We start from the raw sequence: 22,094 nt of genomic DNA, 5'->3' as shown, positions 1-22,094 counted from the left end.
TACGACAACAGATAACTTATCAGGCCAGCAAAAATGTCGACGTCCCATCAAGCCCCCCACCCCCCGCTCCACCGGATTCTGCTGACCGGCGCCGCCGGCGGACTGGGCAAGGTCCTGCGCGAACGCCTGCGTCCCTATGCCCGGATCTTGCGCCTGTCCGACATTGCCGCCCTCTCCCCTTCCGAGGGTGCGCACGAAGAAGTCGTCCCCTGCGATCTTTCGGACAAGGCCGCGGTCCACGCGCTGGTCGAGGGCTGCAGCGCCATCGTGCACCTGGGCGGCGTTTCGGTCGAGCGCCCGTTCGAGGAAATTCTCGAGGCCAACATCAAGGGCGTCTTCAACGTCTACGAAGCCGCGCGCCGCCACGGCGTGAAGCGCGTGGTGTTCGCCAGCTCCAACCATGTGATCGGCTTCTACAAGCAGACCGAGCACATCGACGCCCATGCCCCGCGCCGGCCCGACGGCTACTACGGCCTGTCGAAGTCCTTCGGCGAGGACATGGCGCAGTTCTATTTCGACCGCTGGGGCATCGAGACGGTGAGCATCCGCATCGGCTCGTCCTTCCCCGAGCCGCTCAACCGCCGCATGATGAGCACCTGGCTCAGCTACCGCGACCTGACCACGCTGATCGAGAAATCGCTCTTCACGCCCGACGTGAAGCACACGGTGGTCTACGGCATGTCCAACAACCGCGACGTCTGGTGGGACAACAGCGCGGCCGCCCACCTGGGCTTCGTGCCGCAGGACAGCTCCGAGGTGTTCCGCGACAAGGTCGAGGCGCAGCCACTCGTGGCGCCGACCGATCCCAACGCCATCTACCAGGGCGGCGCGTTCACGGCGCAGGGACCCTTCGGCGATGCAGGCTGAGCTCGTCCTCGATGCGCGCAACGGCACCGGCGAAAGCCCGGTGTGGCATGCCGCGGAACAGGCGCTCTACTGGGTCGACATTCCGGCGCGCGCGCTGAACCGCTGGCATGCGAGCGAAGGCCATGCCCGTTGGCATGCGGATGAAATGATTGCCTGCATCGCGCCGCGCGCCGATGCGCCCGGCGCCTGGATCGCCGGCATGGAAAGCGGCCTCTTCTCGCTCGCGCCGCAGGCCGGCGGCACGCTGGCCGCCACCGCGCTCGCCCCCGTGGCGCACGCCATGCCCGCGATGCGCTTCAACGATGGCCGCTGCGACCGCCAAGGCCGCTTCTGGGCCGGCACGATGCTGCAGGACATGACCGCCGGCGCGCGCGTCGGCCGGCTCTACAGCTACGCCAGGGGCAGCGCCGCAGCCGCCATGCGCCTGGACGATTTCATCGTGCCCAACGGGCTTGCCTTCAGCCCCGACGGCCGCACGATGTACCTCTCGGATTCGCATCCCGCGGTGCAGGCCATCTGGGCCTTCGACTACGACACCGACGCCGGCACGCCGCACAACCGCCGCCTGTTCGCCGACATGAAGCCGCTGCCCGGCCGCCCCGACGGCGCGGCAATCGACGCCGGCGGCTGCTACTGGATCTGCGGCAACGACGCCGGCCTGGTGCACCGCTTCACGCCCGATGGCAGGCTCGACCGCTCGCTCGAGGTGCCGGTGAAGAAGCCCGCGATGTGCGCCTTCGGAGGCCCGGCGCTCGACACGCTCTTCGTCACCTCGATCCGGCCCGGCGGCATCGACCTGTCGGACCAGCCCCTGGCCGGCGGCGTGTTCGCGCTGCGCCCCGGCGTGGCGGGCGTTCCCGAGCCGGCGTTCGGCGGCTGACTTTTTTCTTCTTTCCTTTTTACGACAACCACCAAGCAGAGGACGAGACAATGAAACTCCACAAGACCCTGATCGCACTTGCCGTGGGCGCCGCAGCCGCGCTCACCACACTGGCTGCCAGCGCCACCGAGTTCCGCTCGGCCGACATTCATCCCGACGACTACCCGACCGTGACCGCGGTCAAGTTCATGAGCGAGCGGCTCAAGGCGCTCTCGGGCGGCAAGCACAGCATCAAGGTGTTCAACAACAGCTCGCTCGGCAGCGAAAAGGACACCATCGAGCAGACCAAGATCGGCGCGCTGCAGATGGTGCGCGTGAACATCGCCCCGATGAACAACATCTGCGCCGAGACGCAGGTGCCCACCATGCCCTTCCTGTTCCGCTCGGTCGACCACCTGCACAAGGTGCTCGACGGCCCGATCGGCGAGGAGATCCTGAAGTCGTGCGAGAAGCAGGGCTTCGTCGGCCTCGCCTACTACGACAGCGGCGCGCGCTCGATGTTCACGGCCAAGAAGCCGGTGCGCAGCTTTGCCGACATGAAGGGCCTGAAGGTGCGCGTGCAGCAGTCCGACCTGTGGGTGTCGATGCTCGAAGCCATGGGTGCCAACGCCACGCCGATGCCCATGGGCGAGGTCTACACGGGCCTGAAGACCGGCCTGATCGACGCCGCCGAAAACAACTACCCGACCTATGAAAGCGCCCGCGCCTTCGAAGTGGCCAAGTACTACAGCAAGACCGAGCACTCGATGGCGCCCGAGATGCTGCTGTTCTCCAAGCGCGTGTGGGACAAGCTCTCGGCCGAGGAGCAGGGCTGGATCCGCCAGGCCGCCAAGGAGTCGGTGCCCTACATGCGCAAGCAGTGGGAAGAGCGCGAGATCAAGTCGCTCGCCACGGTGAAGGCCGGCGGCGCCGAGATCATCGAGGTCGACAAGGCGCCGTTCCAGGCCGCGATGAAGCCGGTGTACGACAAGTTCATCACGGACGCGAAGCTCAAGGACCTGGTCAAGCGCGTGCAGGACACGAAGTAAGCAAATCCATCTGCTGATTGGCTCCTTCCCCTTCCGGGGGAAGGTTGGGATGGGGGCACGACGGCGCTGGCATAGAGACGCTGCTTGCCTCCACCCCTGCCCTCCCCCGGAAGGGGAGGGAGTAAGACAGAGAAGAACTTTCATGTACACCAAACTTTGCCGCACCCTCGCCCGTGCCTGCATGTGGTTGGGCATCCTCGGGCTCGTCGCGGTGATCTGCGCCGTGAGCTGGCAGGTGTTCGGCCGCTATGTGCTCAACAACACCCCCACCTGGGCTGAAAGCCTGGCGCTGCTGCTGGTGCTCTACGTCACGATGTTCGGCGTCGCCGTCGGCGTGCGCGACGCGGGCCACATCGGCCTCGAATCCTTTCTCGTGCTCGCGCCCGACTGGCTGCGGCTGAAGATGGAATACCTGATCCACGCGCTGATCCTGCTGTTCGGCCTGGCCATGGCCTGGAATTGCGCCTCCCTTGCCGAATCGGTGTGGGACTACCGGCTGCCCACGCTCTGGATCTCCGAGGGCTGGAAATACGTGCCCGCCTCGGCGGCCGGCGTCCTCATCGTGATGTTCTCCATCGAACACATCATCGCGCTCGCCCAAGGCCGCGAAGTCGAACCCGCCTGGGGATAACCAATGCACACCCCCAGGCTTCGCGCACTTCGTGTCGCTTCTCCACCCCCCTTGCAGGGGGCAATGCCTGCGGCCCGGCAAAGCCGGTTCCGCGGCATTCCCCGAACAGTCCATTGCGCCCCCACCACCGGCGAGGCGGCCAGATCATGACCATTCCTCTGTTGATTCTCTGCCTCTCGTTCACGCTCTTCCTGCTGCTGGGCGTGCCGGTCGCTTTCTCCATCGGCCTCTCGGCCCTGTCCACGCTGCTGTATGAAGGCCTGCCGCTGGAGGTCGGCTTCCAGCAGATGACCTCGGGCATGGGCATCTTCTCGTTCCTTGCGATTCCGTTCTTCATCTTTGCCGGCGAGCTGATGCTCTACGGCGGCATCGCGGACCGCATCGTCAACTTCGCGCGCAACCTCGTGGGCCACGTGCGCGGCGGGCTCGGCATGTCGAACGTGGTGGCCTGCACGCTGTTCGGCGGCGTCTCGGGCTCGCCCGTGGCGGACGTCTCGGCCATGGGCGCCGTGATGATCCCGATGATGAAGAAGGAGGGCTACCACGCCGACTACGCCGTCAACGTGACGACCCATGCGGCCCTCGTCGGCGCGCTGATGCCGACCAGCCACAACCTGATCATCTATTCGCTCGCGGCGGGCGGCAAGGTGTCGATCGCGGCACTGATCCTGGCGGCGCTGCTGCCGGCGGCGGTGCTCACCCTCAGCAACCTCGCGGCCGCCTACCTGGTGGCGGTGAAGCGCGGCTATCCGGCCGGCAGCTTCCCGGGCTGGGCCATCGTGGCGCGCTCGTTCGCGGCGGCGCTGCCGGGCCTGTTCATCGTGGTGCTGATCCTCGGCGGCATCCTGTCGGGCATCTTCACGGCAACGGAGTCGGCGGCCGTGGCGGTGCTCTATGCGCTGGCGCTCACCATCTTCGTCTATCGCACGCTGAAGTGGGAGCACTTCGTGAAGGCGGCCTCGAAAGCAGTGCGCACCACCGGCGTGATCCTGCTGCTGATCGGCATCTCGAGCACCTTCGGCTACCTGATCAGCCTGTATGGCGTGGCCGAGCTCACGGGCCAGATGCTGTCGCAGATCACGAGCACGCCGTGGGTGATCTTCCTGCTCATCAACATCATCCTGTTCGTGCTGGGCACCTTCCTCGACATGGCGGCAACGATCCTGCTGTGCACGCCGATCTTCCTGCCGATCGCACAGCACTACGGCATGAGCTCGGTGCAGTTCGGCATCGTGATGCTGATCAACTGTGCGCTCGGCCTGAACACGCCGCCGGTGGGCACCACGCAGTTCGTGGGCTGTGCGATCGGCGGCGTGTCGGTGGGCACGGTGATGAAGACCATCTGGCCGTTCTACGGCGCGCTGATCTTCGCGCTGGCGGTGGTCACCTTCGTGCCGGCGTTCTCGACCTGGCTGCCGAGCATGTTCATGGTGGTGAAGTAACAGCAGCCAAGACAGAGGTTCCGCGATGACCGATCCGAACACCCGAGCACCGCTCTTCATCCGCATGCACGCAGCGGACAACGTCGCCATCGTGGCCAACGACGGCGGCCTGCCCGCCGGCACCGTGCTCGCGTCCGGCCTCGTGCTGGTCGACAAGGTGCCGCAGGCACACAAGGTGGCGCTGGAAGACATTCCCGAAGGCGGCGTGGTGCGGCGCTACAACGTGCCGATCGGCTATGCCCTGAAGCCGATCCCGGCTGGCAGCTGGGTGCACGAGCGCCTGCTGCAGATGCCCGCCGCGCGCGAGCTCGAAGGCCTGCCGATCGCCACCGTGCGGCCGCCCGCGCAGCCGCCGCTCGAGGGCTATACCTTCGAGGGCTACCGCAACCTCGACGGGTCGGTGGGCACGCGCAACATCCTCGCCATCACGCAGACCGTGCAGTGCGTGGCGGGCGTGGTCGATTTCGCGGTGCAGCGCATCAAGGCCGAGCTGCTGCCCAAGTACCCCCACGTCGACGACGTGGTGGGCCTGTCGCACAGCTACGGCTGCGGCGTGGCCATCGATGCGCCCGATGCCGTCATTCCGATCCGCACGCTGCGCAACATCAGCCTCAACCCGAACTTCGGCGGCGAGGTGATGGTCATCAGCCTGGGCTGCGAGAAGCTGCAGCCCGAGCGCCTGCTGCCGCCGGGCAGCATCGCGCTGGTGGACGAGCGCAATGTGGCCGACGTGGGCGAGACGGCCAATGCCAAGCTCGACGTGGTGTGCCTGCAGGACGACGCGCACGTCGGCTTCATGTCGATGATCGACTCGATCATGCGGCAGGCCGAGGAGCATCTGGAGCGGCTCAACGCCCGCCGGCGCGAAACCGTGCCGGCCAGCGAGCTGGTGGTGGGCGTGCAGTGCGGCGGCAGCGACGCGTTTTCGGGCGTCACGGCCAATCCGGCCGTGGGCTTCTGCACCGACCTGCTGGTGCGCGCCGGCGCCACCGTGATGTTCTCGGAAGTGACCGAGGTGCGCGACGGCATCGACCAGCTCACCTCGCGCGCCACCACCCCCGAGGTGGCCGAGGCCATGATCCGCGAGATGGCCTGGTACGACGCCTACTTGGACCGCGGCCGCGTCGACCGCAGCGCCAACACCACGCCGGGCAACAAGAAGGGCGGGCTCTCGAACATCGTGGAGAAGGCCATGGGCTCGATCGTCAAGAGCGGCAGCGCGCCGATCTCCGGCGTGGTCTCGCCGGGCGAGAAGGCCAGGCAGAAGGGCCTGCTCTATGCCGCCACGCCTGCCAGCGACTTCATCTGCGGCACGCTGCAGCTGGCCGCCGGCATGAACCTGCACGTGTTCACCACCGGCCGCGGCACGCCCTACGGCCTGGCCGAGGTGCCGGTGATCAAGGTGGCCACGCGCAGCGACCTGGCGCGCCGCTGGCACGACCTGATGGACGTGAACGCGGGCCGCATCGCCGACGGCGACGCCACCATCGAGGACATCGGCTGGGAGCTGTTCCGCCTGATGCTCGACGTGGCCAGCGGCCGCAGGAAGACCTGGGCCGAACAGTGGAAGCTGCACAACGCGCTGGTGCTGTTCAACCCGGCACCCGTGACCTGAACCCACCGACCTCGAAAGGAACATCCATGGAAGACCTCAAGGGCAAGACAGCGCTGGTTACCGGCGCCAGCACCGGCATCGGCGCCGCCGTGGCCATTGCGTTCGCGGCGCGCGGCATGCGCGTGGCGGTGCACTACAACAGCTCGGCCGATGCCGCCAACCAGGTCGTCGAGACCATCCGCAAGGCCGGCGGCGACGCCTTTGCACTGCAGGCCGACGTGCGCGACACCGCCGCGATCCGCGAATGCGTCAAGCAGGCGGCGGCGCGCTTCGGCCGCATCGACGTGCTGGTGAACAACGCCGGCAGCCTGGTCAAGCGCGTGCCCATCGCCGAGTTCGACGATGCGCTGTTCGACGAGGTGATGCACATCAACGCACGCTCGGTGCTCGCGTTTGCGCGCGAGGTGGTGCCGCTGATGCGCACCCAGGGCGGCGGCAACATCATCAACGTGACCTCGGTCGCGGCGCGCACCGGCGGCGGGCCGGGCGCCTACCTGTACGCGGGCTCCAAGGGCTTCGTGAGCACGGCCACGCACGGACTCGCGAGGGAGCTCGTCGGCGACAGCATCCGCGTCAACGCGGTGGCGCCCGGCGTGATCCAGACGCCGTTCCAGGACCGCTTCTCGACGCCCGCAATGCTCGAATCGTTCCGCACTGCCATTCCCATGGGCCGCATCGGCACGCCCGACGAATGCGTGGGCGCCTTCCTCTACCTGGCTTCGGAACAGCTTTCGGGCTACGTGACCGGCCAGGTGATCGAAGTGAATGGCGGGCAGTACATGCCCTGACGCGGCAGAGCGCGCTTTTTCGAGACACGGGAATCAGATCAATAACGGAGACAACAACTGATGAAGAGAAGCAGATTCCTTGGCGGCCTCGCCACCCTTTCGGCCGCGTGCGCCCTTTCGCTCGGGTTCGCCGCGCCTGCCGCGGCGCAGGCGGGCGACTTTCCGAACCGCACGATCGAGCTGCTGGTGCCCTACCAGCCGGGCGGCGGCACCGACGGCCTGGCGCGCGCCTTCTCCGAGGCCAGCCGCAAGCACATCTCGCAGAGCATCGTGATCGTCAACCGCCCGGGCGCGGGCGGCGCCATCGGCTGGACCGAGGTGATCAACGCCAAGCCCGACGGCTACAAGCTCGCGGTGCTCACGGTGGAACTGCTGACGCTGCCGCACCTGGGCCTGGCCAAGTTCAACTACGACGACTTCCAGCCCATCGCGCAGCTCAACGCCGACCCGGCCGCCATCACCGTCAAGGCCGATGCGCCGTGGAACACGATCGAGGAATTCCTGGCGGCGGCAAGGAAGTCGCCCGAGGGCGTGCGCGTCGGCAACTCGGGCAACGGCTCGATCTGGCACCTGGCGGCCGCAGCGCTCGAAGACAAGACCGGCACCAGGTTCGGCCATATCCCGTTCCAGGGTGCGGCGCCCGCGGTGCTGGCGCTGCTGGGCGGACACATCGAGGCCGTGGCGGTAAGCCCGGCCGAAGTCACGACGCATGTGCAGTCCGGCAAGCTCAAGGTGCTGATGGTCATGGCCGACAAGCGCGTGAAGGGCTTCGACAAGGTGCCTACCGCCAAGGAGCGCGGCATCGACCTGTCGATCGGCACCTGGCGCGGCCTCGGCGCCCCCAAGAACACGCCGCCCGAAGTGATGGCCAAGCTGCGCGAGATCACGGCCAGGACGGCCGCCGAGCCGCTCATGCATGAAGTGATGGACCGGCAGAACCTCGGCTACGTCTACACGGACGGCGCAGTGTTCAAGGAAACCCTGGCCAAGGACAACGCCTACTTCAAGGCGCTGATCGCCAAACTCAACATCAAGCCATGAACCGCCGCACTCCCATCCTTCGCGCGCTTCAGGGCGCGGCTGCGCTGCTGTCCGTTGCCGCCATGGGCCACGCCTGGGCCGCCACCTGGGTCTACGTGTCCAACGCCGACAGCCAGGAGATCTCGGTGCTCGAGCTGGATCGCGCGGAAGGCGTGCTCAAGCCGGTGCAGACGCTCAACGTCGGCGGCACGGTGATGCCGATGGCCGTGAGCCACGACAAGCGCGTGCTCTACGCCGCACTGCGCTCGCAGCCGTTCCGCGTGGTCAGCATGTCGATCGACGCGGCCACCGGCAAGCTGCAGAAGCTCGGCGAGGCGCCGCTGGCCGACAGCATGGCCAACATCGACCTCGACGCGAGCGGCAAGTGGCTCTTCGCGGCTTCCTACCAGGGCGGCAAGATTTCGGTCAACGCCATCGGCAAGGACGGCGCGGTGGGCCCGATCCAGCAGCTGGTCCAGACCGGGCCGAACGCGCATGCGGTGCACGCCGATGCGGGCAACCGCTTCGTGCTCGCCACCAGCCTGGGCGGCGACCACGTGTCGAGCTGGCGCTTCGATGCGGACAAAGGACTGCTGTCGGCCAACGATCCGCCGCTGACCATGGGCACCGCCAAGTCGGGGCCGCGCCACTTCGTCTGGGACAAGGCGCAGCGGCACGTCTACCTGCTGAACGAGCTCGACGCGTCCCTGCAGGTGTACGCATGGGACGCGGCGCGCGGCACGCTCAAGCTGGAGCAGAGCACCACCACGCTGCCGCCGGGCTTCACGGGCAAGCCCTGGGCGGCCGACCTGCACCTGTCGCCCGACGGGCGCTTCCTGTACGCCTCGGAGCGCACCTCGAGCACGCTCTCGGCGTTCAGGGTGGACGCGGCGAGCGGCCAGCTGCAGCCGCTGGGCCAGACGCCGACCGAGAAAGGGCCGCGCGGCTTCGCGATCGATTCCAGCGGCCGCTACCTGATTGCCGCCGGGCAGGAGTCGCACGGCGTTTCGCTGTACCCCATCGATTCCGCGACCGGTGCGCTGGGCAAGCCTTCGCGCATCGCCGCGGGCAAGAACCCGAACTGGATCGAAATCGTCGACGCACCGTGACGCGACGACGGCCATCAACATCATCAAAGGAGATATCGCCATGCAACGCCGCACATTGATCCGCACCGCCCTCGCCTCTTCGCTCGCCGCGGGCCTGCCCGCGTTCGCGCAGGGCCCCGGCAACTGGCCCACGGGCAAGGCCATCACCTACCTCGTGCCCTTTCCCGCGGGCGGCACGACCGACGTGCTGGCCCGCCTGATCGGCCAGAAGCTCGGTCCGGTGCTGGGCACGAGCGTGATCATCGACAACAAGGGCGGCGCCGGCGGCAGCGTGGGCTCGGAAATCGGCTCGCGCGCAGCACCCGACGGCTTCACGATGGTGGGCGGCACGATCAGTTCGCACGCCATCAACGTGAGCCTGTATCCGAAGCTCGGCTACGACCCGCAGAAGTCGTTTGCCCCGGTGACGCTGATCGGCACCAACCCGCTGGTGCTGGTGGTCAACCAGGCCAGCCCCTACAAGACGCTGAAGGACGTGCTGGAAGCCAGCAAGACCAAGTCGGGCGGGCTCTCGTCGGCCTCGGCCGGCACCGGGACCTCGCAGCACCTGTCGCTCGAACTGCTGGCGTTCAAGTCGGGCGTGAAGTTCACGCACATTCCGTACAAGGGCAGCGGCCCGGCGATCCAGGACGTAATCGGCGGCCAGGTCGACATGATGTTCGACACCACGGTGGTGGCGGGTCCGCACATCCAGAGCGGCAAGCTGCGCGCCATTGCCGTGACCTCGGCCAAGCGCCTAGCCTCGATGCCCGACGTGCCGACGGTTGCGGAGTCCGGCATCGCGGGCCTGCAGGACTTCGAGGTGCTGTCGTGGCAGGCGATCTTCGTGCCCGCGGGCACGCCGGCGCCCATCGTCGAGCGGCTGCACACCGAGATCCGTAAGATCCTCGCCACGCCCGAGATGCAGGAAAAGCTCAAGGGCTTCGGCATGGAGCCCGCCGACCTCGGCACGGCAAAGATCGCGGCCTTCCAGAAGGCCGAGGTCGAGAAGTGGGCGCAGGTGATCAAGGCGGCAGGCATCAAGGCGGACTGACTTCGGTCGGGGCGTCCGCAAGGCGCGCCCCGGGTACGAGACGAGGTGCCGGATACAAGGGAAGCCTCCTACTTCCGGGCCCCGGAGCCCTTTATAGAATGCCCCTCCAATCCGCACTCCAGGCATTCCAGGCCTCCCACACGTGTCCGACCGCTCTGCCGTACTGCCCCAATACCTGTTCCCCAAGCAGGCCCTGACGAACTTCGCCGGCTGGGTCGCGGGCAAGGAACGCGGCGCCGTCACCACCTGGATCATCCGGCGCTTCGTTGCCAAGTACGGCGTCGACATGGACGAGGCGCTCGAATCCGACATCAACCACTACAAGAGCTTCAACCAGTTCTTCACGCGCGCGCTCAAGCCCGGCGTGCGGCCGCTCGCGCAGGCCGACCTCGTGTGCCCGGTGGACGGCGCGATCAGCCAGTTCGGCGCCATCGAGGGCGACCAGATCTTCCAGGCCAAGGGCCACAACTACAGCACCACCGCGCTGGTCGGCGGCGACGCGGTGCTCGCGGCGCGCTTCGCGCACGGCAGCTTCGCCACGCTGTACCTGAGCCCGAAGGACTACCACCGCATCCACATGCCGTGCGAGGGGCGCCTGGTGCGCATGATCCACGTGCCCGGCGACCTGTTCTCGGTCAACCCGGTCACCGCGCGCGGCGTGCCCGGGCTGTTCGCGCGCAACGAGCGCGTGGTGTGCGTCTTCGAATCGGCGCATGGCCCCTTCGTGCTGGTGCTGGTGGGCGCCACCATCGTCGGCAGCATGGCCACCGTGTGGCACGGCGTGGTCAATCCGCCGCGCGGCGGCGAGCTGCGCGAATGGCACTACGCCGACCAGCAGATCGTGCTCGGGCAGGGCGAGGAGATGGGCCGCTTCCTGCTCGGCTCCACTGTCGTCATGCTGTTCCCGCCCCCCCCGCTGGCCTTCAACCCCGACTGGGCGCCCACCCGGCCGGTCCGGCTGGGCGAAGCCATGGCCAATTTCGCGAATTTGTGAAGCTTTGTCTCAGGGCCCGCATGCAGCATGCACCCGTAGCTATAAAACTAGTAGCATCGTGATCCTTGCGCTATAGTCGCCCGCCAACGCGCGGTCCTGTAGCGAGCCAACAAGAACGCGAGGCACCGGCCCTGCCCAGGACCGATGGCCCGCCCAGCCCCGAGGAGATGATGTCGATGAGTACCAAGGAAAACGCAGCCGTCAGCCAGCTGCTTGCGCTTCTCGAGGCCCGCTACGCACTTCGCGTGCTCTGGGCGCTGCGCGACGGCCATGCCCAGACCTTCCGGCTGCTGCAGGACAGCGTCGGCAGCATCACCCCCAACACGCTCAACACCCGCATCAAGGAACTGCGCGAGGCCGGCCTCGTGAGCCACGGCGGCGACGGCTACAGCCTCACGGTGAGCGGACAGGATCTCCTGAAGCGGCTCTCGGACCTGCAGGCCTTCGCGGGCAAGTGGCAGCTGGGCCAGGTCAAGAAGGCCGCGGCACCGGCGGCGCCCACGCCCGCGGCACCTTCGTCGTCTTCGCCTTCGGCGCCTTCTTCTTCCTCCTCCCCGGGCGCACCGCCCTCTGCCCCGCCTGCGGCGCCGTCCCCGCCTTCCTCCGTCCCGCCTCTTGACACCGGCAATTGAGCAGGCCGGCGGGGCCGCTGCCGGGCGTCGGTAAACTCCGCGCCTTCGGTTCGTTTATCCATCCACCTTCCATCCTCCCATTGACGCAAGGAGCGTTCAACATGCCTACCACTCCCTCCGGCCTGCAATACGAAGACACCACCGTGGGCGACGGCGCAGAAGCCAAGGCCGGCCAGCACGTGCATGTGCACTACACCGGCTGGCTCTACAACGACGGCGTGCAAGGCGCCAAGTTCGACTCGAGCCGCGACCGCAACGACCCGTTCGCGTTCTCGCTGGGCGCCGGCCAGGTCATCAAGGGCTGGGACGAAGGCGTTGCCGGCATGAAGATCGGCGGCAAGCGCACGCTGATCATTCCGGCTTCGCTGGGCTACGGCGCGCGCGGCGCGGGCGGCGTGATCCCGCCGAACGCCACGCTGAAGTTCGACGTCGAACTGCTCGACGCGCACTGAGATCGCCCCCCCGGGGGCCGCGCGCACGGCGTGCCGCGGCACCCTTGCGTCGGCGCCTTTGTTCCCGTTGCGGCCTCCCGGCCGCATTTTTTCGCTTGAAAAGCCCCTGACCAGCCCCAAGTGGCTGGCTATCGTTTGTTTCCCGGCCCCCCGCCGGTTCTTTGAAAAATGTCTGACCCGCAACAATCCGCACAGAATTCGCAAATGCTGCAAGGCGAGCCAAGCCCCGAAGAACTGGAAGCCGCACAGGCTGCCAACGAAGCGGAGGCGCAGGACGCGCTGGCCGCGGCCCAGGGCGAACTCGCTGCCCTGCAGGCCAGGAACGCCGAACTGTCCGACCAGTACCTGCGCGCCCAGGCCGACGTCCAGAACGCCCGCCGCCGCGCCGACGACGAAATCACCAAGGCGCGCAAGTTCGCGGTCGAAGCCTTTGCCGAGAGCCTGCTGCCGGTGACCGACAGCCTCGAAGCCGGCCTGGCCATCAAGGACGCCACGCCCGAACAGATCCGCGAAGGCGCCGAAGCCACGCTGCGCCAGCTGAAGAGCGCGCTCGAACGCAACAAGGTGATCGAGGTGGCCCCCGCTCCCGGCGCCAGGTTCGACCCGCACCAGCACCAGGCCATCTCGGTGGTGCCCGCTCCCGAGCAGGAGCCCAACACCGTGGTGACCGTGCTCCAGAAGGGCTACACCATCAACGACCGCGTGCTGCGCCCGGCGCTGGTCACGGTCAGCGCCCCCAAGTAAGCGGCGCGGCACACACAATTCCCACAGGAAATCCCCGCTTCATACCTTGAATCGCGCCGGGTTATCCACAAGTTCATAACAACATATTTTTCAGGCTTTCAGGAGTAAGAACATGGCAAAGATCATCGGCATCGACCTCGGCACCACCAACTCGTGCGTGTCGATCATGGAAGGCAACACCACGCGTGTGATCGAGAACTCGGAAGGTGCGCGCACCACGCCGTCGATCGTGGCCTACCAGGAAGACGGCGAAGTGCTGGTCGGTGCCTCGGCCAAGCGCCAGGCCGTGACCAATCCCAAGAACACGCTGTACGCGATCAAGCGCCTGATCGGCCGCAAGTTCGAGGAGAAGGAAGTCCAGAAGGACATCGACCTGATGCCCTACACCATCGCGAAGGCCGACAACGGCGACGCGTGGGTGGAAGTGCGCGGCAAGAAGATCGCGCCCCAGCAGGTCAGCGCCGACATCCTGCGCAAGATGAAAAAGACCGCCGAAGACTATCTCGGCGAGCCCGTGACCGAAGCCGTGATCACGGTGCCGGCCTACTTCAACGACGCGCAGCGCCAGGCCACCAAGGACGCCGGCCGCATCGCGGGCCTGGACGTCAAGCGCATCATCAACGAACCTACCGCTGCTGCCCTGGCCTTCGGCCTCGACAAGCAGGACAAGGCCGACCGCAAGATCGCCGTGTATGACCTCGGCGGCGGCACCTTCGACATCTCGATCATCGAGATCGCGGACGTCGACGGCGAGAAGCAGTTCGAAGTGCTGTCGACCAACGGCGACACCTTCCTGGGCGGCGAAGACTTCGACCAGCGCATCATCGACTACATCATTGCCGAGTTCAAGAAAGAGCAAGGCGTGGACCTGGGCAAGGACGTGCTCGCGCTGCAGCGCCTGAAGGAAGCGGCCGAAAAGGCCAAGATCGAGCTGTCGAACAGCGCGCAGACCGACATCAACCTGCCCTACATCACGGCCGACGCCTCGGGTCCGAAGCACCTGAACATCAAGCTCACGCGCGCCAAGCTCGAAAGCCTGGTCGACGAGCTGGTCGAGCGCACCATCGCGCCCTGCCGCCTGGCCATCAAGGACGCCGGCATCAGCGTGTCGGACATCAACGACGTGATCCTGGTCGGCGGCATGACCCGCATGCCCAAGGTGCAGGAAAAGGTGAAGGCCTTCTTCGGCAAGGAGCCGCGCAAGGACGTGAACCCCGATGAAGCCGTGGCCGTCGGCGCCGCCATCCAGGGCCAGGTGCTCTCGGGCGACCGCAAGGACGTGCTGCTGCTGGACGTGACCCCGCTGTCGCTGGGCATCGAGACCATGGGCGGCGTGATGACCAAGATGATCACGAAGAACACCACGATCCCGACGAAGTTCGCGCAGACCTTCTCCACCGCCGAGGACAACCAGCCGGCCGTGACCATCAAGGTGTTCCAGGGCGAGCGCGAGATCGCCTCGGGCAACAAGCTGCTGGGCGAATTCAACCTCGAAGGCATTCCGCCGGCAGCGCGCGGCACGCCGCAGATCGAGGTGAGCTTCGACATCGACGCCAACGGCATCCTGCACGTGGGCGCCAAGGACAAGGGCACCGGCAAGGAAAACAAGATCACCATCAAGGCGAACTCGGGCCTGTCGGAAGACGAGATCCAGAAGATGGTGAAGGACGCCGAGCTCAACGCGGCCGAGGACAAGAAGAAGGTCGAGCTCGCGCAGGCCCGCAACCAGGGCGAAGCCATGGTGCACAGCGTGAAGAAGTCGCTCGGCGAGCACGGCGCGAGCCTGGACGCCGGCGAGAAGGAAAAGATCGAAGCCGCGATCAAGGACCTGGAAGAAACCCTCAAGGGCGAGGACAAGGCCTCGATCGAGGAAAAGACCAACACGCTGATGACCGCGAGCCAGAAGCTCGGCGAGAAGATGTACGCCGATGCGCAGGCCGCGGCCGGCGCCGCCGGCGGCCCGGGTGCCGCTGCTGCTGGCCCGGAAGCTGCAAGCGCACCGGCCGACGACAACGTGGTCGACGCCGAGGTCAAGGAAGTCAAGAAGGGCTGATCCTCAGTCCTTCGAACGAGGCTGGACCACCTGACCGGGTGTTCCAGCCTTTCTCGCTTCAAGTTACGGCTTCCCGCCAGCCCCGACCGAACCAGCCATGGCCACAAAACGCGACTATTACGAGACCCTCGGCGTTCCCAAGAACGCGAGCGAGGAGGAAATCAAGAAGGCTTATCGCAAGCTTGCGATGAAGCACCACCCGGACCGCAACCACGGCGACACCACCAAGGACGCCGAGTCCAAGTTCAAGGAGGTCAAGGAAGCCTACGAAATGCTGTCGGACGCGCAGAAACGCGCGGCCTACGACCAGTACGGCCACGCCGGCGTCGACCCCAACATGCGCGGCGGCCCGGGTGCCGAAGGCTTCGGCGGCTTTGCGGAGGCCTTTGGCGACATCTTCGGCGACGTGTTCGGCGGCGCGCGCGGGCGCACCAGCGGCGGGCGCCAGGTGTTCCGCGGCAGCGACCTGAGCTATGCGATGGAAGTCACGCTGGAAGAAGCGGCCGAGGGCAAGGAAGCGCAGATCCGCATCCCCAGTTGGGACGACTGCGGCACCTGCAAGGGCACCGGCGCCAAGCCCGGCACCAAGCCCATCACCTGCACCACCTGCCACGGCGCCGGCGCCGTGCAGATGCGCCAGGGCTTCTTCAGCGTGCAGCAGACCTGCCCCACCTGCCACGGCAGCGGCAAGATCATTCCCGAGCCCTGCACCGTGTGCCATGGCCAGGGCAAGATCAAGAACAACAAGACGCTCGAGGTCAAGATCCCGGCCGGCATCGACGACGGCATGCGCATCCGCAGCACCGGCAACGGCGAGCCGGGCACCAACGGCGGGCCGCCCGGCGATCTCTACATCGAGATCCGCCTCAAGAAGCACGAACTGTTCGAGCGCGACGGCGACGACCTGCACTGCGTGGTGCCCGTCAGCATGACCACCGCGGCACTGGGCGGCGAGATCAGCGTGCCCACGCTCAAGGGCGCTGCCGCCATCGACATTCCCGACGGCACCCAGAGCGGCAAGCAGTTCCGCCTGCGCGGCAAGGGCATCAAGGGCGTGCGCTCCAGCTATCCGGGCGACCTGTACTGCCACGTGCGCGTCGAAACCCCGGTCAAGCTCACCGAGCACCAGCGCAAGCTGCTGAAGGAGCTCGACGAATCGCTCAAGAAGGGCGGCGACAAGCACAGCCCGACCGACAAGGGCTGGTTCGACAAGGCCAAGGAATTCTTCAGCTGAAGAAGAGGCGCCTGCCTGCAGCAAGGCGCACTTCGCTGCGCCCTGCCTCGACCTCCGGCCGGCGCCATCCTGGGGCCCGGCGCTGCCGATTCCCCTGTCTTTTCAAGTAGTTGGAAAGCGCGGCACGGACTCGCTCCGATGCCGCGCCGCTTCGCGCACGCGAACGGTGCCTGCCGACCTCGTTCGGTGCCGCGCACCATGACGACGCCGCCTCGGAACCTCGCCGACCACGCCTTGGCGCGCTTTCCCACGCCCACATGCGCGACATGCCCATCAAAAGATGGCGCGGGGATTGCTTTTATATATTTTTCGATTGAGCAATAAACCTAAACGCGACCCGGCGCGTTATTGGTCTGTAACCGCTTTGAGCCACCGGGAGCTCATTAGGAGGTGCTTTCGCCGGAAAAGATGCAATGACTGCATATGCCGATCGCCATAGGTATTTTCACTGGGCGGCAGGGTGGCGCTGAGTTCGATAGCCCGAACCCTGAAATTTAGCTGGAATTGCCAAATGCTGCGGGTTTTTCTCAGGAACTTTACTCGGCACTGTGGTTCTGATTTAACAAAGAATTTTCCGGGTGCACTCTTTGCTTTATGCTGTTTGTGCAGATGGAGATTAAGGGAGTTTCGATGGCTTGCAGCCATGGGCGGTACACCTTTAAAAAGTTGCTACGCGTTGCGGCTGCCGGCTTCGGGTCAATAAACCCGCAGACCTGATGGAGGCGTGACCATGGATGTGATCAGCAACTTTGCCGCCCGTTACGAGCGCACCCGCGAGGAAGTCCTCTCGCTGCAGGACTTCCTGGATATCTGCAAACGCGATCCCACCGCGTATGCCACCGCGTCCGAGCGGATGCTCAAGGCCATCGGCGAACCCGAGCTGGTCGACACGCGCAACGATTCCCGGCTTTCGCGGATCTTCGCGAACAAGGTCATCAAGATCTACCCGGCGTTCAAGGAGTTCTACGGCATGGAGGACGCCATCGAGCAGGTGGTGTCGTACTTCAGGCATGCCGCCCAGGGCCTGGAGGAAAAGAAGCAGATCCTCTATCTGCTCGGCCCCGTCGGTGGCGGCAAGAGCTCGATCGCCGAGCGCCTGAAGCAGCTCATGGAGCATGTACCCTTCTATGCCATCCAGGGTTCGCCGGTCAACGAAACGCCGCTGGGCCTCTTCGACGCTGCCGAAGACGGCGAGATCCTCGAGAAGGAATACGGCATCCCGCGGCGCTACCTGAACCGCATCCTCTCGCCCTGGGCCGTGAAGCGGCTCGAGGAGTACGGCGGCGACATCCGCCAGTTCAAGGTGGTCAAGCGCTACCCGTCGGTGCTGCGCCAGATCGCCGTGGCCAAGACCGAGCCCGGCGACGAGAACAACCAGGACATCTCCTCGCTGGTCGGCAAGATCGACATCCGCAAGCTCGAGACCTACGCCCAGGACGACCCCGACGCCTACGCCTATTCGGGGGGCCTGTGCCTGGCCAACCAGGGCCTGCTGGAGTTCGTGGAAATGTTCAAGGCGCCCATCAAGGTGCTGCATCCGCTGCTCACGGCCACCCAGGAAAGCAACTTCAAGGGCACCGAGGGCTTCGGCGCCATTCCATTCGACGGCATCGTGCTGGCGCACAGCAACGAGAGCGAATGGAAGGCCTTCCGCAACAACAAGAACAACGAGGCTTTCCTCGACCGCATTTACATCGTCAAGGTGCCCTACTGCCTGCGCGCCTCCGAGGAGATCAAGATCTACGAGAAGCTGGTGCGCAACTCGTCGCTCGCCAAGGCGCCGTGCGCCCCCGGAACGCTTCGCATGATGGCCCAGTTCTCGGTGCTCACTCGGCTGAAGGAGCCCGAGAACTCCAGCATCTACAGCAAGATGCAGGTCTACGACGGCGAGAACCTCAAGGACACCGACCCCAAGGCCAAGTCGATCCAGGAATACCGCGACTATGCCGGCGTCGACGAAGGCATGAGCGGCGTCTCGACCCGCTTCGCGTTCAAGATCATCTCGAAGGTGTTCAACTTCGACAGCTCCGAGGTGGCGGCCAACCCGGTGCACCTGATGTACGTGCTCGAGCAGCAGATCGAGCGCGAGCAGTTTCCGCCGGAAACCGAGCAGAAGTACATCAGCTACATCAAGGAGCTGCTGGCGCCGCGCTATGCCGAGTTCATCGGCAAGGAAATCCAGACCGCCTACCTGGAGAGCTACAGCGAGTACGGCCAGAACATCTTCGACCGCTACGTCACCTATGCCGACTACTGGATCCAGGACCAGGAGTTCCGCGACGTGGACACCGGCGAAGTGTTCGACCGCGCCTCGCTCAACGCCGAACTCGAGAAGATCGAGCGGCCCGCGGGCATCGGCAACCCGAAGGACTTCCGCAATGAGATCGTCAACTTCGTGCTGCGCGCGCGTGCCGGCAACGCCGGCCGCAACCCGGCGTGGACCAGCTACGAGAAGCTGCGCGCGGTGATCGAGAAGAAGATGTTCTCCAACACCGAGGAACTCCTGCCGGTGATCAGCTTCAACACCAAGAGCAGCGCCGACGAACAGAAGAAGCACGAGGACTTCGTGACCCGCATGGTCGAGAAAGGCTATACGGCCAAGCAGGTCCGCCTGCTCTGCGAGTGGTACCTGCGCGTGCGCAAGAGTTCATAGCGGGCAGTTCACAGCGGCGGGGCCCAAAAGGCTTCGCCCCCTTTTTGCAAGGAGCTTTGACAACATCGTGGCCATCCTGCAGCAGATCATCGACCGCCGGCTTTCGGGCAAGAACAAGTCCATTGGCAACCGCGAGCGCTTCCTCAGGCGCTACCGAGGGCAGATCCAGGAGGCCGTGCGGCGCGCGGTCAGCGGGCGCAACATCCGCGAACTGGAGCAAGGCGAAGATGTCACCCTGCCGCGCCACGATGTGTCCGAACCCGTCTTCGGCCATGCGCGCGGCGGCGACCGCGAATACGTGCACCCGGGCAACCAGGAATACCTGAAGGGCGACCGCATTGCGCGTCCGGAGGGACAGGCCGGCGGCGGCTCGGGAAGCGGCGAGGCCGGAGATAGCGGTGAGGGCGAGGACGACTTCGTGTTCCGCCTCACGCGCGAAGAGTTCATGCGCGTGTTCTTCGACGACCTGGCACTGCCGCACCTCATTCGCACCCAGATCGCCGAGGTGCCCGAATGGAAGAGCCACCGGGCCGGTTTCACGAGCGACGGCTCGCCCAACAACCTGCACGTGGTGCGTTCGATGCGCGGCGCCCTGGCGCGGCGCATCGCGCTGGGCGGCGAGCCGCGCAAGGAGCTGCGCCGCCTGGAGGCGCACCTGCTGCACCTGCGCGAGCACCCGCAGGCCGAGCAGCCTTTCATCCAGAAGGAAATCCTGGAGACCGAGGAGCGGATCGCCGAGCTGCGCCGCACGTCGCGCCACGTGCCTTACATCGATCCGATCGACCTGCGCTACCGCAACCGCGTGAAGACGCCCGTTCCCAGCGCCAAGGCCGTGATGTTCTGCCTGATGGACGTGTCGGGCTCGATGGACGAGGCGCGCAAGGACATGGCCAAGCGCTTCTTCATGCTGCTGTACATGTTCCTCACGCGCCATTACGAAACCATCGACCTCGTGTTCCTGCGCCACCACACGCAGGCGCAGGAAGTCACCGAGGAAGAGTTCTTCCATGCCACCGAAACCGGCGGCACCGTGGTGTCGAGCGCGCTGGTGCTGATGGACGAGATCATCAAGGCGCGCTACCCGAGCGGCGAATGGAACGTCTACGGCGCGCAGGCGAGCGACGGCGACAACTGGCACCAGGACAGCGGGCGCTGCCGCGAGCTGCTGGTCGACCACATCCTGCCGGTGGTGCGCTACTACGCCTATGTGCAGGTGGCCGAGACCGAGCAGAACCTGTGGCAGGAATACGCGCAGCTCGAAGGCATCGAGCCCAATTTTGCGATGCGCAAGGTATCGGACGCACGGGACATCTATCCCGTCTTCCGCGACCTCTTCAAGAAGGAGGGAGTGCCCGCATGACCTCCGACCACCCTCCCCTCGAGCGCGGCACCGAGCGCCTGGAGCGCCTGCCCAGTCCGTCGGACTGGACCTTCGATCTCATCGAGACCTACCACGCCGAGATCGCGAAGACGGCCAGGAGCTTCGGCCTGGACGTGTACCCGAACCAGCTCGAGGTGATCACCGCCGAGCAAATGATGGATGCCTATGCCAGCGTCGGCATGCCCATGATCTACCGCCACTGGTCCTACGGCAAGCAGTTCATCGCCACCGAGAAGAACTACCGCCGCGGCCACATGGGGCTGGCCTACGAGATCGTCATCAACTCGGACCCCTGCATTGCCTACCTGATGGAAGAGAACACCATGGCCATGCAGGCCCTGGTGATCGCGCATGCGGCCTATGGCCACAACAGCTTCTTCAAGGGCAACTACCTGTTCCGGATGTGGACCGATGCGTCCTCAATCATCGACTACCTCGTCTATGCGCGGCACTACATCGCCGAATGCGAGGAACGCCACGGACTCGACGCAGTGGAGCAGCTGCTCGACTCCTGCCACGCGCTGATGAACTACGGCGTCGACCGCTATCGCCGTCCGCAGAAGCGTTCGCTGGCGCAGGAGAGTACGCAGCGCGCCGAACGCGAGCGCCACATGCAGCAGCAGGTCAACGACCTCTGGCGCACCCTGCCGCGCAAGAGCGAACACACGGCCGAATCCGACTCGTCGCGCCGCTTCCCCTCGGAACCGCAGGAAAACCTGCTCTACTTCATCGAGAAGAATGCCGCGCTGCTCGAGCCCTGGCAGCGCGAGGTGGTGCGCATCGTGCGCAAGATCGCGCAGTATTTCTATCCGCAGCGCCAGACCCAGGTCATGAACGAGGGCTGGGCCACGTTCTGGCACTACACCCTGCTGAACACCATGTACGACCGCGGCCAGCTCGCCGACGGCTTCATGATGGAATGGCTCAGCTCGCACACCGGCGTGATCTTCCAGCCGCCCGTCGGGCATCGCGCCTACAGCGGCATCAATCCCTATGCGCTGGGCTTCTCGATGTTCACCGAGCTGCGGCGCATCTGCGAGAAGCCTACCGAGGAAGACCGCCGCTGGTTCCCTGACTTTGCGGGCACCGACTGGGTCAAGACGCTCGACTACGCGATGCGCAACTTCAAGGACGAGAGCTTTGTCGGCCAGTTCCTGAGCCCCAAGACCATGCGCGATTTCAGGCTGTTCGCGATCCGCGACCACCAGAGCGAACCCGAACTGGAGGTGTCCGCCATCCACGACGACAGCGGCTACCACGCGCTGCGCGAATCGCTGTCACGCCAGTACGACATCGGCAGCAGGGAGCCCGACATCCAGGTGTGGAACGTCAACATGCGCGGCGACCGCGCCCTGACGCTGCGCCACACGCAGCGCAACAACCTGCCGCTGCACGATGATGCCGAAGAGGTGCTCAAGCACGTCGCACGGCTGTGGGGCTTCGATGTGCACCTGGAAAGCGTCGACGCCCAAGGCCACATCAGCCGCAGCTGGAAGGCCGTCGCGCCGCGGCAGACCGACTGACCGGCCGCCGCACCG

At 65.9% G+C, this 22,094-nt stretch carries 19 protein-coding genes; all 19 read left to right on the top strand.

Annotated features, from left to right (window positions below; genetic code table 11):
- Window positions 1-33: 33 nt before the first annotated feature.
- The 19 genes from ACAM54_RS09090 (at window position 34) to ACAM54_RS09000 (ending at window position 22,079) form a co-directional block, all read left to right on the top strand.
- Window positions 34-867, top strand: a complete 834-nt coding sequence (locus tag ACAM54_RS09090) for an NAD-dependent epimerase/dehydratase family protein (protein ID WP_369650488.1) — start codon at window positions 34-36, stop codon at window positions 865-867.
- Window positions 857-1,747 carry an SMP-30/gluconolactonase/LRE family protein gene (locus tag ACAM54_RS09085; protein WP_369650487.1) on the top strand — a complete coding sequence of 297 codons (891 nt, stop codon included), beginning with the start codon at window positions 857-859 and terminating at the stop codon, window positions 1,745-1,747. Before ACAM54_RS09090 ends, ACAM54_RS09085 begins: the two co-directional genes overlap by 11 nt.
- A gap of 50 nt (window positions 1,748-1,797) precedes the next feature.
- Window positions 1,798-2,775 (top strand): TRAP transporter substrate-binding protein, encoded by a 978-nt coding sequence (locus ACAM54_RS09080; RefSeq protein ID WP_145741954.1) that lies wholly within the window; start codon window positions 1,798-1,800, stop codon window positions 2,773-2,775.
- 142 nt (window positions 2,776-2,917) lie between these two features.
- The gene (locus ACAM54_RS09075) at window positions 2,918-3,406 is read left to right on the top strand and encodes a TRAP transporter small permease (RefSeq protein ID WP_145741952.1); all 489 of its coding nucleotides are present in this window, start codon (window positions 2,918-2,920) and stop codon (window positions 3,404-3,406) included.
- Between the two features lie 146 nt (window positions 3,407-3,552).
- A complete protein-coding gene (locus ACAM54_RS09070; protein ID WP_145741950.1) occupies window positions 3,553-4,848 on the top strand; it encodes a TRAP transporter large permease in 1,296 nt (431 codons plus the stop codon).
- 25 nt (window positions 4,849-4,873) lie between these two features.
- Complete coding sequence (gene garD / locus ACAM54_RS09065) at window positions 4,874-6,463, top strand: galactarate dehydratase (RefSeq protein ID WP_145741948.1); 1,590 nt, start codon at window positions 4,874-4,876, stop codon at window positions 6,461-6,463.
- 26 nt (window positions 6,464-6,489) lie between these two features.
- Window positions 6,490-7,251 (top strand): SDR family NAD(P)-dependent oxidoreductase, encoded by a 762-nt coding sequence (locus tag ACAM54_RS09060; RefSeq protein WP_145741947.1) that lies wholly within the window; start codon window positions 6,490-6,492, stop codon window positions 7,249-7,251.
- A 60-nt stretch (window positions 7,252-7,311) separates the two neighbouring features.
- Window positions 7,312-8,292 carry a Bug family tripartite tricarboxylate transporter substrate binding protein gene (locus ACAM54_RS09055; RefSeq protein WP_369650486.1) on the top strand — a complete coding sequence of 327 codons (981 nt, stop codon included), beginning with the start codon at window positions 7,312-7,314 and terminating at the stop codon, window positions 8,290-8,292.
- A complete protein-coding gene (locus tag ACAM54_RS09050) occupies window positions 8,289-9,380 on the top strand; it encodes a beta-propeller fold lactonase family protein (RefSeq protein ID WP_145741942.1) in 1,092 nt (363 codons plus the stop codon). The genes ACAM54_RS09055 and ACAM54_RS09050 overlap by 4 nt, the downstream gene beginning before the upstream one ends.
- Window positions 9,381-9,420: 40 nt before the next feature.
- The gene (locus ACAM54_RS09045; protein ID WP_145741940.1) at window positions 9,421-10,413 is read left to right on the top strand and encodes a tripartite tricarboxylate transporter substrate binding protein; all 993 of its coding nucleotides are present in this window, start codon (window positions 9,421-9,423) and stop codon (window positions 10,411-10,413) included.
- Window positions 10,414-10,555: 142 nt separating this feature from the next.
- Entirely contained in the window at window positions 10,556-11,407 is an 852-nt protein-coding gene (gene asd / locus ACAM54_RS09040) for an archaetidylserine decarboxylase (protein ID WP_209499662.1), read from the top strand.
- A 176-nt stretch (window positions 11,408-11,583) separates the two neighbouring features.
- Window positions 11,584-12,039, top strand: coding sequence for a helix-turn-helix domain-containing protein (locus tag ACAM54_RS09035; RefSeq protein WP_025569773.1), 456 nt, complete (start codon window positions 11,584-11,586; stop codon window positions 12,037-12,039).
- Window positions 12,040-12,140: 101 nt separating this feature from the next.
- Window positions 12,141-12,491, top strand: a complete 351-nt coding sequence (locus tag ACAM54_RS09030) for an FKBP-type peptidyl-prolyl cis-trans isomerase (RefSeq protein ID WP_012746856.1) — start codon at window positions 12,141-12,143, stop codon at window positions 12,489-12,491.
- A gap of 204 nt (window positions 12,492-12,695) precedes the next feature.
- Entirely contained in the window at window positions 12,696-13,235 is a 540-nt protein-coding gene (grpE, locus tag ACAM54_RS09025; RefSeq protein ID WP_049809364.1) for a nucleotide exchange factor GrpE, read from the top strand.
- 112 nt (window positions 13,236-13,347) lie between these two features.
- Window positions 13,348-15,288 (top strand): molecular chaperone DnaK, encoded by a 1,941-nt coding sequence (gene dnaK, locus ACAM54_RS09020; protein ID WP_025569777.1) that lies wholly within the window; start codon window positions 13,348-13,350, stop codon window positions 15,286-15,288.
- A 97-nt stretch (window positions 15,289-15,385) separates the two neighbouring features.
- The gene (gene dnaJ, locus ACAM54_RS09015) at window positions 15,386-16,522 is read left to right on the top strand and encodes a molecular chaperone DnaJ (RefSeq protein ID WP_145741934.1); all 1,137 of its coding nucleotides are present in this window, start codon (window positions 15,386-15,388) and stop codon (window positions 16,520-16,522) included.
- A gap of 730 nt (window positions 16,523-17,252) precedes the next feature.
- Complete coding sequence (locus ACAM54_RS09010) at window positions 17,253-19,175, top strand: PrkA family serine protein kinase (RefSeq protein WP_145741932.1); 1,923 nt, start codon at window positions 17,253-17,255, stop codon at window positions 19,173-19,175.
- A 67-nt stretch (window positions 19,176-19,242) separates the two neighbouring features.
- Window positions 19,243-20,535, top strand: coding sequence for a DUF444 family protein (locus tag ACAM54_RS09005; RefSeq protein WP_025569584.1), 1,293 nt, complete (start codon window positions 19,243-19,245; stop codon window positions 20,533-20,535).
- Window positions 20,532-22,079, top strand: coding sequence for a SpoVR family protein (locus ACAM54_RS09000; protein ID WP_025569587.1), 1,548 nt, complete (start codon window positions 20,532-20,534; stop codon window positions 22,077-22,079). The genes ACAM54_RS09005 and ACAM54_RS09000 overlap by 4 nt, the downstream gene beginning before the upstream one ends.
- The last annotated feature ends 15 nt before the right edge of the window (window positions 22,080-22,094 follow it).

The sequence above is a fragment of the Variovorax sp. V93 genome, from assembly GCF_041154485.1.
Lineage (GTDB): Bacteria > Pseudomonadota > Gammaproteobacteria > Burkholderiales > Burkholderiaceae_C > Variovorax > Variovorax beijingensis_A.
Note: the sequence above shows the minus strand (reverse complement) of the source record. Positions and strands in the feature narration are given on the sequence as shown.

Coding starts and splice junctions, on each gene's coding strand:
- dnaJ (WP_145741934.1), top strand. CDS start 15,386: ATGGCCACAAAACGCGACTATTACGAGACCCTCGGCGTTCCCAAGAAC.
- ACAM54_RS09080 (WP_145741954.1), top strand. CDS start 1,798: ATGAAACTCCACAAGACCCTGATCGCACTTGCCGTGGGCGCCGCAGCC.
- ACAM54_RS09000 (WP_025569587.1), top strand. CDS start 20,532: ATGACCTCCGACCACCCTCCCCTCGAGCGCGGCACCGAGCGCCTGGAG.
- ACAM54_RS09085 (WP_369650487.1), top strand. CDS start 857: ATGCAGGCTGAGCTCGTCCTCGATGCGCGCAACGGCACCGGCGAAAGC.
- garD (WP_145741948.1), top strand. CDS start 4,874: ATGACCGATCCGAACACCCGAGCACCGCTCTTCATCCGCATGCACGCA.
- ACAM54_RS09090 (WP_369650488.1), top strand. CDS start 34: ATGTCGACGTCCCATCAAGCCCCCCACCCCCCGCTCCACCGGATTCTG.
- ACAM54_RS09055 (WP_369650486.1), top strand. CDS start 7,312: ATGAAGAGAAGCAGATTCCTTGGCGGCCTCGCCACCCTTTCGGCCGCG.
- ACAM54_RS09010 (WP_145741932.1), top strand. CDS start 17,253: ATGGATGTGATCAGCAACTTTGCCGCCCGTTACGAGCGCACCCGCGAG.
- ACAM54_RS09045 (WP_145741940.1), top strand. CDS start 9,421: ATGCAACGCCGCACATTGATCCGCACCGCCCTCGCCTCTTCGCTCGCC.
- ACAM54_RS09030 (WP_012746856.1), top strand. CDS start 12,141: ATGCCTACCACTCCCTCCGGCCTGCAATACGAAGACACCACCGTGGGC.
- ACAM54_RS09035 (WP_025569773.1), top strand. CDS start 11,584: ATGAGTACCAAGGAAAACGCAGCCGTCAGCCAGCTGCTTGCGCTTCTC.
- ACAM54_RS09050 (WP_145741942.1), top strand. CDS start 8,289: ATGAACCGCCGCACTCCCATCCTTCGCGCGCTTCAGGGCGCGGCTGCG.
- ACAM54_RS09075 (WP_145741952.1), top strand. CDS start 2,918: ATGTACACCAAACTTTGCCGCACCCTCGCCCGTGCCTGCATGTGGTTG.
- grpE (WP_049809364.1), top strand. CDS start 12,696: ATGCTGCAAGGCGAGCCAAGCCCCGAAGAACTGGAAGCCGCACAGGCT.
- ACAM54_RS09070 (WP_145741950.1), top strand. CDS start 3,553: ATGACCATTCCTCTGTTGATTCTCTGCCTCTCGTTCACGCTCTTCCTG.
- ACAM54_RS09060 (WP_145741947.1), top strand. CDS start 6,490: ATGGAAGACCTCAAGGGCAAGACAGCGCTGGTTACCGGCGCCAGCACC.
- dnaK (WP_025569777.1), top strand. CDS start 13,348: ATGGCAAAGATCATCGGCATCGACCTCGGCACCACCAACTCGTGCGTG.